The organism is Uliginosibacterium sangjuense (assembly GCF_059132465.1).
Genome location: NZ_CP101132.1, coordinates 2,058,627 through 2,078,219 on the forward strand (window position 1 = coordinate 2,058,627; position 19,593 = coordinate 2,078,219).

General features: G+C 65.8%; 18 protein-coding genes. 4 read left to right on the top strand and 14 right to left on the bottom strand.

Features of this window, described 5'->3' with window-relative positions; genetic code table 11:
- Positions 1-31: 31 nt before the first annotated feature.
- A complete protein-coding gene (dctP, locus tag NMB43_RS09500; RefSeq protein ID WP_494351915.1) occupies positions 32-970 on the top strand; it encodes a TRAP transporter substrate-binding protein DctP in 939 nt (312 codons plus the stop codon).
- Between the two features lie 48 nt (positions 971-1,018).
- On the opposite strand, the gene gspN is transcribed toward dctP, so the two are convergent.
- The 14 genes from gspN to ppsR all read right to left on the bottom strand — a co-directional run bounded on the left by gspN (position 1,019) and on the right by ppsR (position 15,480).
- The gene (gene gspN / locus NMB43_RS09505; protein ID WP_494351916.1) at positions 1,019-1,777 is read right to left on the bottom strand and encodes a type II secretion system protein N; all 759 of its coding nucleotides are present in this window, start codon (positions 1,775-1,777) and stop codon (positions 1,019-1,021) included.
- 7 nt (positions 1,778-1,784) lie between these two features.
- The gene (locus NMB43_RS09510; protein WP_494351917.1) at positions 1,785-2,291 is read right to left on the bottom strand and encodes a type II secretion system protein M; all 507 of its coding nucleotides are present in this window, start codon (positions 2,289-2,291) and stop codon (positions 1,785-1,787) included.
- Positions 2,288-3,469, bottom strand: a complete 1,182-nt coding sequence (gene gspL, locus NMB43_RS09515) for a type II secretion system protein GspL (protein ID WP_494351918.1) — start codon at positions 3,467-3,469, stop codon at positions 2,288-2,290. Before gspL ends, NMB43_RS09510 begins: the two co-directional genes overlap by 4 nt.
- A gap of 16 nt (positions 3,470-3,485) precedes the next feature.
- Positions 3,486-4,400 (bottom strand): type II secretion system minor pseudopilin GspK, encoded by a 915-nt coding sequence (gene gspK, locus NMB43_RS09520; RefSeq protein WP_494351919.1) that lies wholly within the window; start codon positions 4,398-4,400, stop codon positions 3,486-3,488.
- A 46-nt stretch (positions 4,401-4,446) separates the two neighbouring features.
- On the bottom strand, positions 4,447-5,025 hold the full coding sequence (locus NMB43_RS09525; RefSeq protein ID WP_494351920.1) for a type II secretion system protein GspJ: 579 nt from the start codon (positions 5,023-5,025) through the stop codon (positions 4,447-4,449).
- Positions 5,022-5,393 carry a type II secretion system minor pseudopilin GspI gene (gspI, locus tag NMB43_RS09530; RefSeq protein WP_494351921.1) on the bottom strand — a complete coding sequence of 124 codons (372 nt, stop codon included), beginning with the start codon at positions 5,391-5,393 and terminating at the stop codon, positions 5,022-5,024. Before gspI ends, NMB43_RS09525 begins: the two co-directional genes overlap by 4 nt.
- A complete protein-coding gene (locus NMB43_RS09535; protein WP_494351922.1) occupies positions 5,393-5,872 on the bottom strand; it encodes a pilus assembly FimT family protein in 480 nt (159 codons plus the stop codon). Before NMB43_RS09535 ends, gspI begins: the two co-directional genes overlap by 1 nt.
- Before the next feature lie 25 nt (positions 5,873-5,897).
- On the bottom strand, positions 5,898-6,347 hold the full coding sequence (gene gspG, locus NMB43_RS09540) for a type II secretion system major pseudopilin GspG (protein WP_494351923.1): 450 nt from the start codon (positions 6,345-6,347) through the stop codon (positions 5,898-5,900).
- Between the two features lie 31 nt (positions 6,348-6,378).
- Positions 6,379-7,578 (bottom strand): type II secretion system inner membrane protein GspF, encoded by a 1,200-nt coding sequence (gene gspF, locus NMB43_RS09545; RefSeq protein ID WP_494351924.1) that lies wholly within the window; start codon positions 7,576-7,578, stop codon positions 6,379-6,381.
- Position 7,579: 1 nt separating this feature from the next.
- On the bottom strand, positions 7,580-9,043 hold the full coding sequence (gene gspE, locus NMB43_RS09550) for a type II secretion system ATPase GspE (protein WP_494351925.1): 1,464 nt from the start codon (positions 9,041-9,043) through the stop codon (positions 7,580-7,582).
- A 4-nt stretch (positions 9,044-9,047) separates the two neighbouring features.
- Entirely contained in the window at positions 9,048-11,150 is a 2,103-nt protein-coding gene (gspD, locus tag NMB43_RS09555; RefSeq protein ID WP_494351926.1) for a type II secretion system secretin GspD, read from the bottom strand.
- Between the two features lie 3 nt (positions 11,151-11,153).
- The gene (locus NMB43_RS09560) at positions 11,154-11,747 is read right to left on the bottom strand and encodes a type II secretion system protein N (protein WP_494351927.1); all 594 of its coding nucleotides are present in this window, start codon (positions 11,745-11,747) and stop codon (positions 11,154-11,156) included.
- Between the two features lie 98 nt (positions 11,748-11,845).
- On the bottom strand, positions 11,846-14,560 hold the full coding sequence (locus NMB43_RS09565; RefSeq protein WP_494351928.1) for a bifunctional acetate--CoA ligase family protein/GNAT family N-acetyltransferase: 2,715 nt from the start codon (positions 14,558-14,560) through the stop codon (positions 11,846-11,848).
- A gap of 89 nt (positions 14,561-14,649) precedes the next feature.
- Positions 14,650-15,480 (bottom strand): posphoenolpyruvate synthetase regulatory kinase/phosphorylase PpsR, encoded by an 831-nt coding sequence (gene ppsR / locus NMB43_RS09570; RefSeq protein ID WP_494351929.1) that lies wholly within the window; start codon positions 15,478-15,480, stop codon positions 14,650-14,652.
- Positions 15,481-15,614: 134 nt separating this feature from the next.
- Between ppsR and ppsA the strand changes: the two genes are divergently transcribed.
- The 3 genes from ppsA (at position 15,615) to NMB43_RS09585 (ending at position 19,592) form a co-directional block, all read left to right on the top strand.
- A complete protein-coding gene (gene ppsA / locus NMB43_RS09575; RefSeq protein WP_494351930.1) occupies positions 15,615-17,984 on the top strand; it encodes a phosphoenolpyruvate synthase in 2,370 nt (789 codons plus the stop codon).
- Between the two features lie 265 nt (positions 17,985-18,249).
- On the top strand, positions 18,250-19,209 hold the full coding sequence (locus NMB43_RS09580; protein ID WP_494351931.1) for a M23 family metallopeptidase: 960 nt from the start codon (positions 18,250-18,252) through the stop codon (positions 19,207-19,209).
- The gene (locus NMB43_RS09585; protein ID WP_494351932.1) at positions 19,206-19,592 is read left to right on the top strand and encodes a hypothetical protein; all 387 of its coding nucleotides are present in this window, start codon (positions 19,206-19,208) and stop codon (positions 19,590-19,592) included. Before NMB43_RS09580 ends, NMB43_RS09585 begins: the two co-directional genes overlap by 4 nt.
- Position 19,593: the final 1 nt, after the last annotated feature.

Consider the following 19,593-nt stretch of genomic DNA (forward strand, 5'->3'; position numbering starts at 1 on the left):
GATTGCTTGCTGCATCGCGTGGGCGATGGGCATGTTGGTTTCCCTGCCGGCCGCGGCCGCCAGTACCCTGGTCGTGGCTGACGTGCAGAAACCCGATCACCCGGTGGTGCAGGCGCTGGACTTCATGTCCAAGGCGCTGGCAGAACGCTCCAAGGGCGAGTTGCTGATCAGTGTGAAACACAGCGGAGAGGTCGGCAACGAAAGCAAGGTGCTGGAGCAATTGCGCGGCGGTCAGCTTTCCATGGGACGCATCAGCATGGGCGTGCTGGGCGACGTACAGACCGCCAAACTGCTGGCCTTGCCCTACCTGTTCCGCTCACGCGAACACATGTGGAGCGTGCTCAATGGCGACTTCGGCAAGCGCCTGGAGAGCGATCTCGCCAGCCATGGCGTGGTGGTGCTGGCTTTCTTCGACAGCGGTACGCGCAACTTCTATTCCAACAAGAAGCTGATCAAGAGCCGCAGTGATTTCGAAGGCCTCAAGGTACGGGTGCAGCCCTCGCCGGTGTTCCAGGACCTGATCACGCAACTGGGCGGGGTGCCGGTCGTGATGCCTTACGACAAGGTGGCGGACGGTCTGCGTACTGGCGAGATCGACGCCGCCGAGAACAATCTGCCGTCCTTCGTCGGGGCTGACCACTACAAGTACGCGCGCTACCTGAGCCTGGACGAGCACTCGATGGTGCCCGACGTGCTGCTGATCTCGAAGAAACAGTGGGACGGGCTCAAGCCGCAGCAGCAGGCCATGGTCAAGGATGCCGCCGTGGCGGCGTCCGAATTCATGGGCAAGCTGTGGGCGGAGAAGGAGAAGGAGGCCCTGGCTGCTGCACGCAAGGCCGGTGTGACCATCCTGCCGCGCAACCAGATGTCGATCACCGGCATCGAGGCCTTTGCGGTCAAGCTCTACTCCAAGTACATCCGCGACGAGAAAGACCTGGAGACCGTGCTGCGCATCGTCAGCACCAAGTGAGTCCGGCACCGGCCGCGCGCAAGCAGCGGCCGGTTTGCGTTGGCCCCCTCAGCGCAGTCGGCCTTGGAGGGCGATGCGCAGACGACCCGGCGTGTCGGTACGTTGAACGAAGGGGCTGGCCACGTTGGGGATGCGGTTGACGAAGGCCGCGTCGCCGGTGATGAAGCCATTGAAGCTGTACTGGCGCTGCGCGTCGAGCTGGCCACTGCCATCCACGCGCACGTCGCCGCCCTCCGTGCCGAGGCGGAAGTCCAGTGCGCCCTGGCGCGCGCCCACGTCCAGCCGGTAGTTGCCCAGCAGGCGGCCGGGGAACAGATCGGAGGCGGCACCCTGCCAACGCGCGGATAGCGAGCCATCGCACCGCCCCTGCCAGTCGCAGGCCAGCGCCGGCAGATTGATCAGCCAGTCGCCCCGCCAACCCGCGCGAGCCAGAGTGTTGGGAATACGCGCCATCACGAATTGCGCCGGCAGACTGAGGCGCAAGGTGGATAGCGAGAAGCCCTGGACGCTGGCCTGCAGGCCGAAGGGCAGGCTGCCGGCGAGCGAGAAATCCCATTTGAGTCGGGCCCGCAGCAACTGTGCGGCATGCCATTTCCAGGCCACGGGCATCACCGCGCGCATGACGCCGGCCTCGGCATCTAGCGCCCCCAGCACCGCCTGTCCCTCCCACAGCGAGCCCTGGACGTCGAGCAGGCCGAAGTTGTTCTGACTGGCCCGCCGCAGGGCGCTGTCCCACACCGAGGCGGGGGCGCGCACTGCAAGGCAGACGCCCAGCAGGGCCAGGCCGGCAAGTGATCGCTTCAGCACGACAGCTTCAATTGAGCGGCGCCAGGCGCAGCTCGAAGTGGATGCCCGCCGGCACGCGGCTCACATCCAGCATCTCGTTGCGCATACCCAACGCAGTCTGTACCCCGCCCACGAAAGCGACCAACTGGTTGAACTGGGGCGCGTCGCCACTGATCACCAGGCGTCCGGCCTCGTTCTTGACCTGCACGCTCAGTCCCTGGGTCTTGGCCGCACTCGTGATCTCGTCGGTCTGACGCGTCACATCGAGCTTGGGCAGGCGCGGTTGGTTGGACAGGCGGGCCAACTCGGCCGCCTGTTCCTGCATGCTCTTGAGCTGGGAATGGGCCGTCGGCACCACGCGATCGAGGCGTTTGCGTTCGGCGCGGATACTGTCATGGCTGGTCCACAGGACGGCCAGCACGATGACCCCGAGTGCGGCGAGCAGCAACTGGCGTTCACGCCGGCTGCGCGCCTGCCAGGCGGCAAGCGCCTGCTGGACCTGGGTAGAGCGGAGGAGTTGCGACAGGGCCTTCATGCGGGATTCCTCGTCAGGCTCAGTTGCAGGCCGTCGCCCTCGCGACGGACCGCGCGGATGCCTTGTGCGGAGAGGCGTTGCTGCAGGCCGTCGAGGTCCAGCGAGGTGGAGGCGAATATTACATTGAGCGTGCCGTTCTCGAAGCGCAGCGCTGAGATCGCGTTGTTCGCTTCGGCACCGAGGGCGTTGGACAACTGGGCCAGCAGAACCAGCGGCGCGTCGTCGGAAAACTGGCCATGCGCCAAGCGCTGGTTGTTGAGTTCGCGGCGCATCTGCAGCGCCGGATCGAGCACCGCGGTGCCCGGCAATTGGCTCTTCAGCAGGCGCGCCATGTCGGCCTTGACGGTTGCCAGCTCGTTGCGGCGCAGGGCAACTTCGATGCCGCCCAGCAGCAGATCGGCCAGGAATACGCACAGCAGGACCGCGGCGGCTGGCTTGAGGTGCTTGAGCCAGGCGTCGGTGCGGTGGCGCGCGGCGAACTCGCCATGCAGCAGGTTGGGCGCTTGGCCAAGTTGATGCCATGGCCATTCGCCCGCGTTCTCCACAGGGCAGGAGAGTCGATCGGCCCAGCCCGTATCGCTACGGTGTCCGCTCAGCACGCGCAGGGCTTGCGGCAGGGTGCCGGCGCTGCGCGCCTGCTCCAGGGTCTCGGTCAGAATCCACGGGGCTTGCCCGTCGCCAGGGAGGTCGTCATAGAAGCCCGCGTGTTCGGCGTGGCGGACCAGCAGGGCCTGGCCATCCACGGCCAGGGTCCAGTTGCCCGCTTCCCAGGGCAGACAGGCGAGGGCGGCGTAGGCGCCGTCGAGCGGCCGGTGCAGGGTCTGGAACTGGGCGCACAGGCGACGCAGGCGCTCGCGCGCAATGACCAGCACCGACCAGCTTTCCTCGCCCTGCAGTGTGGGCGTGCTGTGCTGGCTGTCCGGCTCGCGCAGCAGGTGTTCCTCCACCGCGAAACCGAGCGATTTGGCCTGCTCACGCAGGCTGGCGCGCGGCATGCGTACGGTATGCCAGGCGACCTGACTGCCGGACAGGATGATTTCGGTGCGCTCCGCCTGTGGCCAGTGGCGCGGCTCGGCATGGCCTTCGCTGTCGACGCGACCGGCCTCGTCGACCAGGGCCCAGTGGGCTTCCGGGTGGTCGGGCCAAGCGTCCGGGATCAGCACGCGTAATGTCTTCATTGCTGCTTCGGTTTGCTTACAGAAGTTTGAACCACAGGATATCCGGTCTCGCCTGGCTGCGCTTGAGCAGCACCTCCATGCGGGTGGTGGCGCTGCCCCAGCGGGCGCGGCCGGTGGCGAGGAAAAATTCGCTGCGCACCTCGAACTGACTGGCGTCGCTGCTGGTGTTCTTGGGCAGTTGCGAGATGAAATTGTCGCGCGAGGTGAAGTAGGCCCGTTCACGCGCCGTGACCAGGGCACGTGCGTCGGTGAGACTCATGCCCTCGACATGGGCGGCGATGACTTCGGCGCTCGCGGTGTTGGCATTGATGCGGCGGGTTGCGGCCGGCAGCGCGGCGACATGGGGGCGCAGCGCGTCCACGATGGCGCCATCGAAGCCGCGCACGTTGAGCAGCTCGCCGACATCGACCAGGTAGCCTTTGGGCGTGATGCGGCGGCGTGGCTGGCTGCGGTACCAGGAATCCTCGGCTCCTCCCGGGCCGACGATCTCCTGGTCCGAGTCCAGCCAGTCGACCAGGGCGTTTCCGAGTTGCGTGGCCTGTGCGCTGTCGATGCCCGCGTGTTGCAGCAGGCGGACGAAGATGGCGAGCTGGCGCGTGTCGACGGCGCCGCCGGTGACCACCGAGTTGAGGTTGAAGCGGCCCGACATGTCGAGAATCTCACCGCTCAGCTCACCCTCATCCACCGGCGTGGGGGGCACCTTCACGTTCCATTCCTCGCGCAGATGGTCGATATTGTTGGCTCCGCCGCGCCGGAAGTCGTCTTCCAGTACGTTGCGCGCCCAGTCGATGGCGCCACGCGCCAGCCACTGCGATTGCGTCTGGTCGCGCCGCCCCGAGAGCTGACTGACCGCGTTGCCATAGTCGGCCATGAGGGCGGCCGCGACGCCGGCGACCAGCGCCACCGTGAGCAGCGCCATGATCACGGCCATACCGGCCTGGCTGCGTGACGTGCGGGCAGCGGGATGGATGTACGGACTAGCGCAGCGCATAGATCCGACTCACGCTGCCGATGTTGTTGACCTCGATCTCGAGGCGCAGGCCACTGGGCAATTCGCTGCGCCGCTCGGCCTGCGGCGGCCAGGTGGCCAGCCAGGGCGTGCCGGCCTGGCGGTCAGTAAAGGCCCAGCGTACGGCGCGCACGTTTTCGAGCAAGACCTCGCGTCGTGGCTCAAGGCTAAGGTCTTCGGTCTGCCAGCGCAGCAGGTTGAAGCGCCCGTTGGCGAACTCGTAGCCGGTGTGGCGGCTGCCCGCGCTGTCCAGCACACGCAGGAAGATCAGCCGATTGGCACCGTCCTGCAGCATCTGGAAGCGCACCGCGGGCGTGGTGTCGGTAGGACCAGCCTCGCGCGGCACGATCTGGATCAGTTCGGTCTCGACCAGGCTGAATACCCGCGCCAGGCGCTGCCAGTCACCAAACTCCTGCTGCAGGCGTTCGCGACTGTCGAGCGTGGTCGACAGGGCGCGCCAGGACATCACGCCCAGCACGGCAAAGATGGCGATCGCCACGAGTAGTTCGATGAGAGTCAGGCCGTGCGACCGGCGATGCAGGGTCATTGGGCAGCCCGCGACAGGAAACCGGTCAACATGATCAGGCGGGCGTCGTCGCCTGTGCGGAACACGCTGACCTCGAGGCGCCGGAACAAGGGATTGGGCGTCGCTTTCACTTCCTCGCGCCAACTGAGTTTGAGGCCCGCCTGCTCGACCTCGCCGTTGGCCGACGAACCGGCCTCCAGCCAGGTGGCCTTGGCGCGATGCTCATTGAGGCGATTCTCCGCCACCCATTGCGCCAGCATGCGTTCGCGTACCGCATCAGCTTGCTGGGAGGCGATGCCGACCGCACGCATGACGGCGGTCAGGGCGATGGCGAGGATGGCCAACGCAACCAGGACTTCAAGCAGGGTGAAGCCGCCGCGCTTGCGCATCAGGAGCCCCGCGGCTCGGACTGCGCGCGCGCCACGCTGCCCACCAGGCTGCCTGTGAGGGTTTCGATACCCAGCGGGGTGCGCAGGCTCAGTACGTACTCGGGGGCCTCGCGGCCGAACACGATGCGGTAAGGCGGGCGGGCATCCACCTGGTCGATGCTGAGACCGAGCACCGATACGTTCTCCGGCCAGTTCTGCGCGGCCAGGGCGGAAGGCGCGAACAGCAGCTTCCAGGTTCCGTCGGTTTGCATCGCACTGAAGCGATAGCCCTCGGCCAGCAGGTCCACCGCCACCGGCGTGCCCTGCACCGCGGCGTAATCGCTGGCAAATTCCAGCACGACGCGCAGGCGCTCGACCTCGTTCTCGATGCTGCGATTGCGCGTGCCTTCGAGACTGAAGGCCACCAGTCCGGAGAAGGCGCTGATGATCAACAGGACCACCAGTACCTCGATGAGGGTGAAGCCCCGGCTGTGACGCATCGCGGTTCGAGTGTGGTCGCGCGAATTACATCCAGGAGCCGATATCGGCCGCCGCGCCCTCGCCACCGGGCTCGCTGTCCCCACCCAGGCTCCACACGTCGATCTCGCCATGCACGCCGGGGTTCAGGTACTGGTAAGGGTGGCCCCAGGGATCGTTGGGCAACTTGTCGAGGTAGCCCCCGTTCTTCCAGTTCGCAGGCAACGGGGCCGTCGTCGGTTTCGTCACCAGCGCTTGCAGGCCTTGCTCGTTGCTCGGGTAGGTGCGGTTGTCGAACTTGTACAGGCGCAAGGTCTGCACCAGGGCGCTGATGTCCTGGCGGGCGGCTGCAATGCGTGCCTCGTCCGGACGATCCATGACCTTGGGCACGATCAGGGCGGCGAGGATGCCCAGGATCACGACGACGACGAGGATTTCGATCAGGGTCAGGCCGCGCATGGCGGCACGACGTGGCTGGGCGCTGGCGGAACGTCGCATGGTGTGTACTCCAGTGTGTTCGGACATGTCTTTACTTCAACAAAGTATTGATCTGGATGATCGGCTGCATGACGGCCAGCACGATGAGCAGGACCGTACCGCCCATGAACAGCAGCAGCAAGGGCTCCAGCAGCGTGGTCATCATCGCGGTGCGATTCTCCACCTCGGTCTGTTGCAACTGTGCGGCGCGGAACAACATGCCGGACAACTCACCGGTGGCTTCGCCGCTGGAGATCATGTGGATCAGCAGCGGCGGGAAGGCCTGCGTCTGCTTGAGGGCTTGCGACAGCGAGGCACCTTCGCGCACGCGGTCCGCCGCGTTGCTCACGGCGTCGCGCAGCGGCATGCGCTGGATCACCTGGCGTCCGGCGTCGAGCGCCGACAGCAAGGGCACGCCGCTGCTCACGAGGATGGCCAGTGTGCTGGCGAAGCGCGCGGTATCCACCGTGCGCAGGTATCGACCGACCAGGGGCAGGCTCAGCAGCCAGGCATCCCAGCGCCGCTGCAGATGCGGTTCGCGCAGCGCGTAGTGGAAACCGACCGCGCTCGCTACAGTACCCAGCAGCATCAGCCAGCCCCAGGATTTGAGCAGGGCGCTGGCGAAGATCAGGATGCGGGTGAGCAGGGGCAGCGCCTGCTTGCCTTGCTGGAACACCGACACCACCTGCGGTACCACGTAGGTCAGCAAGGCCACCACCACCAGCAGCGCCACGGTGGCGACCACGGCGGGGTAGAGCAGGGCTTGCAGGGTCTTGCGGCGCATCGCGTCCTGCCGCTCCAGGTAGTCGGCCAGTTGCGCCATGACCTCGGCAAGCTGGCCGGATTTCTCCCCGGCGGCTACCGAGGCGCGATAGATCGGCGGAAAAGCATTCCCCGCACTCTCCATCGCCGCGCGCAGGGACTGGCCGCCGACCACCTCGCTGCGCACGGCAGCCAGCACCGCGCGGGTGTTCGGGTTCTCGGCCTGTTCACCCAGCGCGGCCAGCGCCTGGGGCACGTTGAGGCCGGACCCCAGCAGGGCGGAGAGCTGGCGCGTCATCAGGCACAGCTCGGACACAGAGAGGCGGACGCGCCGCTGCTGGCGGGCGTCACCCGCCAGCGGCTTCACTTCGGTGGGGAACAGCCCGCGCTCCTTGAGCACCCCGCGGGCGTGGCGGGCGCTGTCGGCCTCCAGGCTGCCGTGGTGGTCGATGCCTTGCGCGTCGAGCGCGCGATAGGAGAAGACGGCCATCTCAGTTGTCGCGGGTCACGCGCAGCAGTTCTTCCGGCGAGGTGCGGCCGTCGGCGAGGTAGCGCATGCCATCCATGCGCAGCAGTTGCAGGCCTTGCTGCAGCGCGGTTTCGCGCAGTTGCGCCTCGGGTGCGCCGTCGTGGATCAGTTGGGCGATGCCGCTGTCGACGGTGAGCAACTCGTAGACCCCGCTGCGGCCTGCGTAGCCACTGCGCGCGCAGGCGGTGCAACCGGCGGCCTGCCACAGCGTATCGGGCGTCTGGGCGCCCAGCATTTCGCGATCAGCATCCGTCGCGGGGCGTGCTTCGCGGCACTTGGGGCACAGGCAGCGCACCAGGCGCTGCGCCAGCACGCCACGCAAGGTGCTGGCGAGCAGGAAGGATTCGACCCCCATGTCGATCAGGCGGGTGACTGCCGAGCAGGCGTCGTTGGTGTGCAGGGTGGCCAGCACCAGGTGGCCGGTCAGGCTGGCCTGCACCGCGATCTGCGCGGTCTCCAGGTCGCGGATTTCACCGATCATGATGACATCCGGGTCCTGGCGCAGGATGGAGCGCAGCGCGCGGGCGAAAGACAGCTCGATGCGCGGATTGACCTGGATCTGGCCAACGCCGGGCAAGTCGTACTCGACCGGGTCTTCCACCGTGACGATGTTGCGCGTGGGGCTGGCGATCTCGCGCAGCGCCGCGTACAGCGTGGTCGTCTTGCCCGAGCCGGTGGGGCCGGTCACCAGCACGATGCCGTGCGGCTGCGCCATCAGGCGGCGGAAGGCAGTCTGGGTGCCGCTGGCCATGCCCACCGATTCCAGTCCGAGCTGGTTGGAGGACTTGTCGAGCAGACGCAGCACGATGCGTTCGCCATGTGCGGTCGGCACGGTTGATACCCGTACGTCGATGGTGCGACCGGCCAGGCGCAGCGAGATGCGGCCATCCTGCGGCAGGCGTTTCTCGGCGATGTCGAGCTGCGCCATGATCTTGATGCGCGACACCATGGCGGCGTGCAGCGCGCGGTGCGGGCGGGCCACGTCGGTGAGCGTGCCGTCGCGGCGGAAGCGCACCAGGCAACTGCGCTCGTAGGGCTCGATATGCACGTCCGAGGCCTTCTCGCGCACTGCCTGCTGCAGCAAGGCGTTGATCATGCGGATGATGGGCGCGTCGTCCTGCGTTTCCAGCAGATCCTCGATGACCGGGATCTCCTGCATCATCTGCGACACATCCACGTCCTGGCCCACATCGTCGACCACGGCGGCGGCGTCGCCTTCGCCCTGGCCGTAGGCCTCGGCCAGGCGCGCCTCGAAGGTGGCGCGCGGCACCCGGTTGAGCTTGAGCGGCAGGCCCAGGTGACGGCGCACCTCGGCCACCGCGGCGGGCGCGACGTCCTCCCGTGCCAGCAGCTCGACACTGGCCTCGCCGGCCTCGGCGATCATGAGCCCGTGGGTACGGGCGAAGATGTAGGGCAGGGCCTGCATGGGCTTACGGGGCCGGAGGCTGCGATTTGACGGGCGCGGTGGCGGGGGCCACGGGCTGCGGACTGAACTGCTCGATCGGCGGCACCACCGGGGCCGGTGCCTCGCCGCGCATCAGGTTCTTGTCGTCCACGTTGCCGCGCTGCTCGCCCATGATGTAGTCATAGCGGTTCTGGGTCACGTTGCGACTGTCATCGCTGCTGCGCATGATGCGCGGGCGCAGGAAGATCAGCAGGTTGGCCTTGGAGCGGCTGCGCGTGTCGTAGCGGAACAACGGGCCCAGCAACGGCAGATCGCCGAGGAAGGGCACCTTGTCCACGCCGCCGGTGTAGTTGTCCTGCACCAGGCCGCCCAGCACGATGACCTCGCCGTTGTTGGCGATCACTACCGACTCCAGCGAGCGCTTGGTGGTGGTCGGGCCGTTGGCGTTGGAGGCGGTGTCCTGCAGCACGTCCGACACCTCCTGCATGATCTGCAGGCGCACCGAGCCACCTTCGGTGATCTGAGGCTTGACCTTGAGGGTCAGGCCCACGTCCTTGCGCTCGATGGTCTGGAAGGGGTTGGATGGCGTCGAGCTGCCGGTGTTGGTGTACTGGCCGGTCACGAAGGGCACGTTCTTGCCGATCACGATCTTGGCCTCTTCGTTGTCCACAGTGATCAGGCTAGGCGTGGACAGGATGTTGGTGCGCGCATCGGATTCCAGGAAGCGGGCCAAAAAACCCAGTTCACCAATCTTTACGCCGGCAATTTCAACTGATCCTCCGCCCACGACGAAGTTCATGCCCTTGCCTATCGTGGCCGGGTTCTGGGCGATGCCGATGATGTTCTGGCCAGTACCACCGAAGTTGGTGTTCAGGATCGCGTCACCCTGAGCATCCGTCCACTGGATGCCGAACTCGGCGGCCCGCTCGGACGACATCTCGGCAATCAGCGCTTCGATGTACACCTGGGCCGGGCGACGGTCAAGCTGATCGATGACGGCGCGCAGGTTGTTGTACATCGCGTCTGGCGCGGTGATCACCAGGGCATTGTTGGCGGTGTCGGCATAGACGGAGCCGCCTCCCAGGTTGATTGCTGACTGCGCAGCTCCCCCGGCTGCGCTGCTGCTCATGCTGCCGGTACTTTGCGTCGAGGTCGGCGCGGTGGTGGTGGCCGGCTGGGCGGCGGGCGTTGTCGCGTTGCCGCTGGCATCGCGCGCCAGCACCGAGCGCAGGGTCTGGGCGACCCGCGTAGCATCGGCGTTCTTCAGGTAGACCACGCGTACGTTGGTGATCGCGTTCGGCTGGTCGAGTTGCGCCACCATGCTACGCACCGCCTGCAGGCGCGAGCGGTTCTCACTGCGCACGACCAGGCTGTTGCTGCGTGAGTCGGCCAGCACGGTGACGCGCATCGAGGCTTCCTGGTTCTGCGCGCCTTCGTTGTACAGACGCGTCAACAGGGCGGCCATATCGACCGCCGAGGTGTGCTTGAGCTCCAGCACCTGGGCATCACCCTGGGGCACGTCGATTGACTGGATGATGCGCGCAATGCGCGCGATGTTCTCGGCATAGTCGGTGATCACCAGCGAGTTGTTACCGGGGTATACGCTCACCGTGTTGTTGGCGGTCACCAGGGGGCGGATCACCTGCACGAGCTGGTTGGCCGACTCATGCTTGATGGCGAATACCTCGGTCACGATGCGGTCGCCGGTGGCGGGCTTGCTGCGGTCTTTGTCCACCTGCACCGCGTGCAGCTTGGCGTCGGCCTCGGGCACGACCTTGACCACGTCCTTGCCCTCGACCACCGCGTAGCCTTGCAGGCGCAGTGCCGACAGCAGGATGGAGTAGGTCATGGCGCGCGGAACCGGCTGGTGGGTCACGATGTTGATCGTGCCCTTCACGCGCGGGTCGATGATGAAGTTGCGGTTTGACAGCTTGCCGATGGCGCGCACTACCGCTTCGATCTCGGCATTGTTGAAGTTCAGCGACACGTTGTCGCCACTCTCCACGGTCTGTGGGCGGCCATCGTTGGTCTGGGCTTGCAGTGCGGGCGACGCTCCGAGCAGGAGCAAGGCCAGGAACGGGCCCGCCAGGGTGGCCGACAGCTTGCGGGAGGATACGGGCTTGTTCATTGCTCAGTCCGAGGTGGATTCAGTTTGAGGCGCGTTGTTGGCCTCGGGCGGCGGTGCGACGGGGCGCAGCATGCTGGGTGGAGGAGGCGGTGGCGGCGGGGCCTGGGTTGCCGCTGGCGCCTGGGTCAGTACCGGCGTCGCTCCGGCGGCCGCGTTGTCGGCCAAGCTCAGGGTTTCGCGCAGGCCGTTGCGTTCGATCTCCACACTGCGTGGCAACACGCGCAGGAGCTTGACGCCGGGCTCGAATTCCTCGCCTTCGATGGCGGGCAGGGAGGTCTTTTCGTCGACCTGGATGATGGCGAAGCCCCTTGCCGTGCCGGAATTTGCGGCGACGCCAATCAGGCGGTAGCGGCTGGAGCTGACCGGGGCGGCGTCGCCGGCGCTGTTCACCGGCTGACCGAAGAGGTTGCGGCTGGTGATCTCGCGCGTCACGGTTGCAACATCGGTGGCAATTGCGGGCACGGCCTGTTCGCCGCGTGCTGCGGCCAGGCGCCAGTACCAGCCGGCCGCCACCCAGGCCACGATGCCTGCCACCAGCAACCAGGCCAAAATGGACAGGAGCGGGGCAAGACTGAAGGATCGTCCGGTCAGGCGCATCGGGCGGTGAGTCTCATGCAGCAAAAGCGAGGCAGCGATTGTACCCGAGGCGTTCAGGCCTGCGCGCTGTACAGGCTGTCGCCACTCTGTGAGCAATGTCAGGGCGATGAGCGGGGCTCAGCCGGGGGGGCACTCAGGTCCAGTGAGCCGTGCTTGATGGAATTGTCATCCGGGTCATTGCTGAGACGGAAGCCCAGGCGCTGGACGAAGCGCAGCATGCGATCGTTATTGGTGAGGAAGATACCTTTCATCTGGCGCAGACCGCGCTGACGTGCTGTCTCGATCAGCACCTCCATGAGCTTGCGGCCGACGCCGCTGTGCTGGAAGGCGTCATCGACGACGATGGCGAACTCGCAACTAGTGGCGTCCGGGTTAACCGTGTAGCGGCAGACCCCGATCTGGAAATCCTCGCCCTCGCGGTCGATCAAGGCGAGGAAGGCCATTTCCCGGTCATAGTCGATCTGGGTGAGCTTGGCCAGCAGGGAGGGGGGCAGTTCCTTCAGTGCGCTCATGAAGCGGAAGTACTTGGTCTCGGGCGACAGGCGGCGCACGAAGTCCTGCTCGCTTTGCGCGTCTTCAGCGCGCAGCGGGCGGATCAGTACCGGCGTGCCATCGCGCAACTCCCAGTGGCGGATCAGGTCGCTGGGGTAGGGGTGGATCGCCATGTGCTCGTAACGGCCCGCATTGCGCGGAATCTGCCCAACCTCGATGCGGGCGTCGGCGACGCAGGCGCCATGATCGTCAACGAACAAGGGGTTCAGTTCGATACTGCGCATCCAGGGCAGCTCGCACACGATCTCCGAGACGCGCAGCAGGAGCTTCTCGACGGCCGCCTGGTCGGCAGCGGGCAGGCCCGACAGAGACTGCATGCGCGTCGCCGCCCGCGTGCCGCGCACCAGGTCGTTGGCCAGGTAGGCGTTGAGCGGGGGCAGGGCCACTGCGCGATCGGGCCAGTAGTGCGGGTCGAGGCTGCGCTCGCCGAAACCGATCACTGGCCCGAACACCGGGTCGCGCCAGACCCGGACCATCAACTGTCGGGTGTAGTCGTTCTCTACCATGGGCTCGACGCAGATGCCGCTGGCCGTGGCTTCGGGCATGCGTTGTTGCAGTGCGGCGAGCAGTTCTTCGAACGCCAGATGGACGCCCACTGCGCTGACGATGTTCAGGCGCACGGTGGAGGCGCCAGCCGGCAGATCGGACAAGGGGGCGTTGGGTCGCAGCGTCACCGGGAAGCCGATGTCCTGCGTCATCGCGACCGCCTCGGCCGCCGTATGGGCGACGCGCAGCGGCACGATGGGGATGCGGAAGGCGGCCAGCAAGGCCATGGCCTCGTGGCGCAGCAGTACGGTGCGGCGCTCGCCCAGCGCGTTGTCGATGATCATGCGCGCGGCTTCGCGCAGGGACGGGCGATCGTCCTCCTGCGGTGCCGCGGTCTGGGTCAGCAACTGCTGGTTGCGATAGTAGGACGAGAGGTTGGAGAAAAGTTCGACCGCGACCTCCGGCGTGCGCAGGCTGGGAATACCGGCGAGGCGGAACTCTTCGCGCGCTTCGCGGCACACATCGTCGCCCAGCCAGCAGGTCAGCAAAGGCTTGTCGGTCTTGGCCTTGAGCGCGATCACGCGACGCGCCACCTGGGTCGGCTGGGTCATGGCCTGGGGCGACAGCAGGCACAGCACGCCATCGACAGCCTCGTCGCCAAGCAGGGCGTCCAGCGCGGCGGCATAGCGTTCGGGGTCGGAATCGCCGACCAGGTCCACCGGATTGTCGCGCGACCAATGGGGCGGCAGGATGCGGTTCAGGCGTGCCACCGTCTGGGTGGAGAGCTGTGCCAGCGGGATGCCCAGGTCGCCCGCGCGGTCGGCTGCCATCACGCCCGGACCGCCACCGTTGGTGATGATGGCCAGGCGGTTGCCGCGTGGCCGGAAATGTGCGAACAAGGCCTTGGAGGCCGCGTAGAGCTGGCTCAGGTTGTACAGGCGGATCACCCCGGCGCGGCGCAGCGCGGCATCGAACACCGCATCGTCGCCGGGCATGGCGCCGGTGTGCGTGAAGGCGGCACGCGAGCCGACCGGATGACGTCCGACCTTCAGCACCATGACCGGCTTGGCGCGGGCGGCGGCACGCAGGGCGCTAAGGAAGCGGCGCGCATCGCGGATGCCTTCGACATACAGCAGGATGCTCTCGGTGCGGAAATCCCACACGAGGTAATCCAGAATCTCGCCGAAATCCAGATCGCTGGAAACACCCAGCGAGATGACGTTGGAAAAGCCGATGTGGTTGGGGCCTGCGTAGTCCAGGACCGCCGCACACAAGGCGCCGGACTGCGACACCAGGGCCACCGGCCCGGGCTGCGGCGGCTTCAGCGAGAAGGTTGCATTGAGCCCGATCAGCGGCCGGGCCAGCCCCAGGCTGTTGGGGCCCAACAGGCGCATGCCGTAACGCCTGGCGCTACGTACCGTCTCCATTTCGAGATGCGCGCCGGCCGCGCCGCTTTCGCCGAAACCGGCCGACAGCACGGCGGCCATGCGCACGCCCGCCCGGCCGCATTCTTCCACCACGTCGGGTACGGTGTGCGCTGGCGTGGCAATGACCGCGAGATCGACTTTCTGTGGGGTTTCGCCAATGCGGCGGAAACACTCCACGCCATGGACCTGGCGGTACTTTGGATTCACCGCGTACAGCCCACCCTTGTAGCCGGCCTGCAGCATGTTCTGCATCAGCACGGCACCCAACCGGCCCTCGCGCTCCGTGGCGCCGACGATGGCCACGGTACGGGGTTCGAACAAGGGGGTCAGGTAGTGGCGTTCGTCCATGTCTGGGCCAGGCCATGAAGGGCAATGAGGCCTACAGTGCGTTAGGGGTGGGCCGGGTTTGCTTGACGACCATCAAGCCCGGTCCAGGTTCAGAAGCCGCTCTTGTTGATGCGTATGTCCTGCATGATGCGGGCCGAGATTTCCTCGATCGAGCGGGTCGAGGAGTCGATAAAGCTGATCCCCTCGCGCCGCATGAGCTTGTGGGCAGCCTCCAGTTCGTAGCGACAGTTCTCGATCGACGCATACTTGCTGTTGGGGCGACGTTCCTGGCGGATCGCCGACAGGCGCTCCGCCGAGATGGTGAGGCCGAACAGTTTGGCGCGGTACCTGTGGATTTCCCCGGGTAGCTTGTTGCGCTCGAAGTCTTCCGGAATCAGCGGATAGTTGGCCGCCTTCACGCCGAACTGCATTGCGAGGTAGAGGCTGGTCGGTGTCTTGCCGGAACGCGACACGCCGATCAGGATCACTTCGGCGGCGTCCAGATTCTTGTCCGACACGCCGTCATCATGTGCCAGCGTGAAGTTGATCGCCTCGATGCGCGTCTTGTAGTCCTCGCTGTCGGTGATGCCGTGAAAGCGTCCCACGGTATGCGTGGACTTGGTACCCAGCTCCTGCTCCAGCGGCCCGATGAACTTGTCGAACAGGTCGAGGAAAGTAGCATCGGCCTCATGCAGCGCGTCCACGATGGTCGATTGCACCAGGGTGCTGAACACGATGGGCCGGCAACCGTCCCGCTCGGCCGCCTGGTTAATCGCCCGCAGGCAGTCCCGGGCCTTGTCCACCGAATCGACGAAGGGCATGCGGATTTCGCGGAATTCACAGTCCGGAAACTGCGCCAGCAGGCTGTGCCCCAGCGTCTCCGCGGTGATGCCCGTGCCGTCCGACACAAAAAACACGCTACGTTTTGTGCTATGCATCATTTTATGGACCTCTGCTGGAGTCTAGCCAACTACTTGCGGCTACTACGGTTGGGGTAAGCTCTTATGCAGTGCAGCATTTTGCGCTGGATAGAATGCTTTTCTTCGCCCCACAACGCAACCTGAGAGCCGAAAACATGAGCCGCCACGTGATCCCCTTCCAGTCCCTGCGCATGACCGATGTCGACAAAGTGGGGGGCAAGAACGCCTCGCTCGGGGAAATGATCAGCCAGCTCGCCGGGGCAGGGGTGCGGGTGCCGGGCGGTTTTGCGACCACAGCGGACGCCTACCGCGAATTCCTGTCGCATCAGGGCCTGGCCAAGCGCATCGAGGATGCGCTCCGCACACTCAACGTGGATGATGTCGATACGCTGGCCAGGACTGGCGCGCAGATTCGCCAGTGGATCGTCGATACGCCCTTTCCGCCGGCCCTGGAAGACGAGATCCGGACGCACTATGACGCGCTGGTCAAGGAAGGCGAGGGCTCCTTCGCGGTGCGTTCCTCAGCCACTGCGGAAGACCTGCCGGATGCATCCTTTGCCGGCCAGCAGGAGACCTTCCTCAATATCTCGGGTTACGAGAACATCCTCCATGCCATGAAGGAGGTGTTTGCCTCCTTGTACAACGACCGGGCGATTGCCTATCGCGTCCATAAAGGCTTTACCCATGCCGAGGTGGCGCTGTCGGCGGGGGTGCAGCGCATGGTGCGCTCCGACCTCGGGGCCTCGGGCGTGATGTTCACGCTGGATACCGAGTCCGGTTTCAAGGACGTCGTCTTCGTCACCGCCTCCTGGGGCCTTGGTGAGACGGTGGTGCAGGGCGCCGTGAACCCGGATGAGTTCTTCATCCACAAACCCATGCTGGCAGCCGGCAAGCAGGCCATCGTGCGGCGCAGCCTGGGTTCCAAGATGATCAAGATGGTGTTTGCCGACAAGAAGGAAGCCGGCAAGTCGACACATACCGTGGACGTACCGGAAGCCCAGCGCAACCAGTTCTCGCTGAGTGACGCCGATGTGACCGAACTGGCGCACTACGCGGTGATCATCGAGAAGCACTACGGTCGCCCGATGGACATCGAGTGGGGCAAGGATGGCGCGGACGGCAAGCTCTACATCCTGCAAGCCCGTCCGGAGACGGTGAAGTCGCAGGAGTCCGCGCTGGTCATGGAGAAGTACCGCCTCAAGCAGCACGGCAAGGTGCTGGCCACCGGCCGTGCCATCGGCCAGAAGGTCGGAGCGGGACCGGTGCGCATCGTGGCGCACGCCTCGGAGATGAACCGAGTGCAGGAAGGCGACGTGCTGGTCACCGACATGACCGACCCGAACTGGGAGCCGGTCATGAAGCGCGCCTCGGCCATCGTCACCAATCGTGGCGGGCGCACCTGTCACGCGGCGATCATTGCGCGCGAACTGGGCATTCCGGCCATCGTGGGCTGCGGTGACGCCACCGAGGTGCTTACCGAGGGCGAATCGGTCACCGTCTCCTGCGCCGAGGGCGACACCGGCTACGTCTATCGCGGCCGCCTGGAATTCGAGATCGTGACCACCGACATGGGCCATCTGCCCGACCTGCCGGTCAAGATCATGATGAACGTGGGTAATCCGGAGCTGGCCTTCGAGTTCGCGCAGATTCCGAACTTCGGCGTCGGCCTGGCGCGCCTGGAGTTCGTCATCAACAACATGATCGGCATCCATCCCAAGGCCATCCTGGAGCCCAGCCAGGTCTCCGGCAGCCTGCAGGAAGAGATCGAACGCCGTTCGCGCGGCTACGCCTCACCACGCCAGTTCTTCATCGACCGCCTGGCCGAGGGGGTGGCGACCATCGCGGCGTCGTTCTGGCCCAAGCCAGTGATCGTGCGCCTGTCCGACTTCAAGTCCAATGAATATCGCAAGCTGCTCGGCGGCGACATCTTCGAACCGGAGGAAGAGAATCCCATGCTGGGCTTCCGCGGCGCGGCGCGCTACATCGCGCAGAGCTTCCGTGACTGCTTCGAGCTGGAATGCCTGGCCATGAACAAGGTGCGCAACGAAATGGGGCTCACCAATGTGCAACTGATGGTGCCCTTCGTGCGCAATCTGGAAGAGGCCAAGGGCGTGGTCGGCCTGCTCGCCGAGCACGGCCTCAGGCGAGGCGAGAACGAGCTCAAGCTCATCATGATGTGCGAGATTCCCTCCAATGCCCTGCTGGCAGACCAGTTCCTGGAGTACTTCGACGGTTTCTCCATCGGCTCCAACGACCTGACCCAGCTCACGCTGGGGCTGGATCGCGATTCCGGCCTGGTGGCGCATGCCTTCGACGAGCGAGACCCGGCGGTCAAGAGCCTCTTGTCATTGGCCATCGGGGCGGCCAATCGTCTCGGTAAATACGTCGGCATCTGTGGACAGGGTCCGTCCGACCACGCCGATTTCGCCGAGTGGCTCATGGACGAAGGCATCCAGACCATCTCCCTGAACCCTGACACAGTTGTTGATACCTGGCTCAAGCTCGCTTCACACCGCCAATCCTGAAGCACCTGCCTGCCATCCGGTGCCGCCTCCCGGTGCCGGATGAATTGATCCCTTCTGTCCGGCGGGGTATTCCCCTCCGGACGTCTGTTGTACCATCCACGGGTTTTCGCGTACGTCCGAAAGGGCAGGCTTTCGCCCTGGCCGGACGTCAAGGGCTCGCCTGCCTCGGCTGGCGAGCTCCGCTTATACGAACAGCCAGCCAGAGGCGAGCCGGTTCATGTGTTTGTCTGCCGCTCGCAGGCATGTGTTGAGAGGAGACTACGCGATGGCGTTGATTCTGCTGTCGAGTCGTTCCATGACTCGCTCCGGCGTCAAGGCGCTGACCCTGCGTCAGGTCATGTTCGGTGCAGGCTTGGCCTGCACTGTGGTGGGTATGCTGGCCTTTGGTATCGGTCTCAGCGTGGGCCGCCAGATCGAGAGCGAACACCAGCAGAGCCTGGCTGCGGCGGGTCAAGCCAGCCCGGCGCTCGAACGTTTCGCCTTCGAGCGCCTGGGCGAACTATCCGGCCGCGTGCTGAGCCTGGAGTCCAGTGCCAGCACCCTGGTGAAGAAGATTGCCGCGCTCGACAGCCTGGAAAAGAAGCTGGGCAATCTCCTGCCGTCCAATGGGCGTGCCAAGCAACAGGATGTTGCGCGTGGCAACGCCAACTCGGGTGGTCAAGCCCTGGCGCCGCGCTGTGAATACAGCCTGGCAATCAGTGCCAGCAAGGCAAACTCCTCCGAGCAACTGCAGCGCGCCGAACGTGCCCTGGACTGCCTGCAGCAGATCCTGTCGCAAGTGGAGGAGGCCGCTTCCGAACGCAACGTGACCTACATGGCGGTGCCGACCCGCAGCCCCATCGACTCCAACGACCTGGGCTCAGCCTTCGGCAACCGCGTTGATCCGTTCACCGGGCGCGTGGCCTTCCATTCCGGCCTGGACTTCCCCGCCGACACCGGTGCGCCGATCCATGCCGCGGGTGGTGGCAAGGTGCGTTTCGCGGGCTGGCATCCAGAGCTGGGCAATGTAGTCGAGATCGACCACGGCAACGGCCTCATGACGCGTTACGCGCATGCCTCGCGGCTGCACGTCAAGACCGGCGATGTCGTGACCCCGCGCCAGCAGATTGCCGCAGTCGGTTCGACCGGGCGCTCCACCGGACCTCATCTGCACTTTGAGGTGCTGCATCAGGGACGTTATGTCGATCCGCAGCGCTACCTGTTGGTCGGAGCCGGCGCAGGATGAGCAACAAGGAAATCCGGACACGCCAGCTCAGTTGCGGCGAATACCAGATTCAGCCGTCGGGCAGGCGCTCGCGACGCTGGCTGGCATTGCTCCTGCTGCTTGGGGCAGCCGGCGCCTATGCAGCCTGGCGCACCCAGCTGGGCTCGCCAGAAGCTGTGCAGATGGCCGAAATGCAGCGTCTCAGCGAGCAGAACAAGACACTGCAAGCTGAGCTGGAACAGTTGCGCATGAGCGTGAGCCACGGCGAGGCCACACGCAAGGAACTTCAGAGCCAGCTCGACGACCGGGCGGCCCAGATCAAGAAGCTGCAGGAGGACATCAGTTTCTTCCGCAGCCAGCGGGCAGCGGCGGCGGCAGCCTCCGGTCCCAGTGCCGCGCGTTGAA

What these genes read in the sequence shown, in the direction of transcription:
- dctP (WP_494351915.1), top strand. Translation starts at nt 32, where the DNA reads ATGTTGGTTTCCCTGCCGGCCGCGGCCGCCAGTACCCTGGTCGTGGCT.
- NMB43_RS09510 (WP_494351917.1), bottom strand. Translation starts at nt 2,291, where the DNA reads ATGAAGGCCCTGTCGCAACTCCTCCGCTCTACCCAGGTCCAGCAGGCG.
- gspL (WP_494351918.1), bottom strand. Translation starts at nt 3,469, where the DNA reads ATGAAGACATTACGCGTGCTGATCCCGGACGCTTGGCCCGACCACCCG.
- gspK (WP_494351919.1), bottom strand. Translation starts at nt 4,400, where the DNA reads ATGGCCGTGATCATGGCGCTGCTCACGGTGGCGCTGGTCGCCGGCGTC.
- NMB43_RS09525 (WP_494351920.1), bottom strand. Translation starts at nt 5,025, where the DNA reads ATGACCCTGCATCGCCGGTCGCACGGCCTGACTCTCATCGAACTACTC.
- gspI (WP_494351921.1), bottom strand. Translation starts at nt 5,393, where the DNA reads ATGCGCAAGCGCGGCGGCTTCACCCTGCTTGAAGTCCTGGTTGCGTTG.
- NMB43_RS09535 (WP_494351922.1), bottom strand. Translation starts at nt 5,872, where the DNA reads ATGCGTCACAGCCGGGGCTTCACCCTCATCGAGGTACTGGTGGTCCTG.
- gspG (WP_494351923.1), bottom strand. Translation starts at nt 6,347, where the DNA reads ATGCGACGTTCCGCCAGCGCCCAGCCACGTCGTGCCGCCATGCGCGGC.
- gspF (WP_494351924.1), bottom strand. Translation starts at nt 7,578, where the DNA reads ATGGCCGTCTTCTCCTATCGCGCGCTCGACGCGCAAGGCATCGACCAC.
- gspE (WP_494351925.1), bottom strand. Translation starts at nt 9,043, where the DNA reads ATGCAGGCCCTGCCCTACATCTTCGCCCGTACCCACGGGCTCATGATC.
- gspD (WP_494351926.1), bottom strand. Translation starts at nt 11,150, where the DNA reads ATGAACAAGCCCGTATCCTCCCGCAAGCTGTCGGCCACCCTGGCGGGC.
- NMB43_RS09560 (WP_494351927.1), bottom strand. Translation starts at nt 11,747, where the DNA reads ATGCGCCTGACCGGACGATCCTTCAGTCTTGCCCCGCTCCTGTCCATT.
- NMB43_RS09565 (WP_494351928.1), bottom strand. Translation starts at nt 14,560, where the DNA reads ATGGACGAACGCCACTACCTGACCCCCTTGTTCGAACCCCGTACCGTG.
- ppsR (WP_494351929.1), bottom strand. Translation starts at nt 15,480, where the DNA reads ATGATGCATAGCACAAAACGTAGCGTGTTTTTTGTGTCGGACGGCACG.
- ppsA (WP_494351930.1), top strand. Translation starts at nt 15,615, where the DNA reads ATGAGCCGCCACGTGATCCCCTTCCAGTCCCTGCGCATGACCGATGTC.
- NMB43_RS09580 (WP_494351931.1), top strand. Translation starts at nt 18,250, where the DNA reads ATGGCGTTGATTCTGCTGTCGAGTCGTTCCATGACTCGCTCCGGCGTC.
- NMB43_RS09585 (WP_494351932.1), top strand. Translation starts at nt 19,206, where the DNA reads ATGAGCAACAAGGAAATCCGGACACGCCAGCTCAGTTGCGGCGAATAC.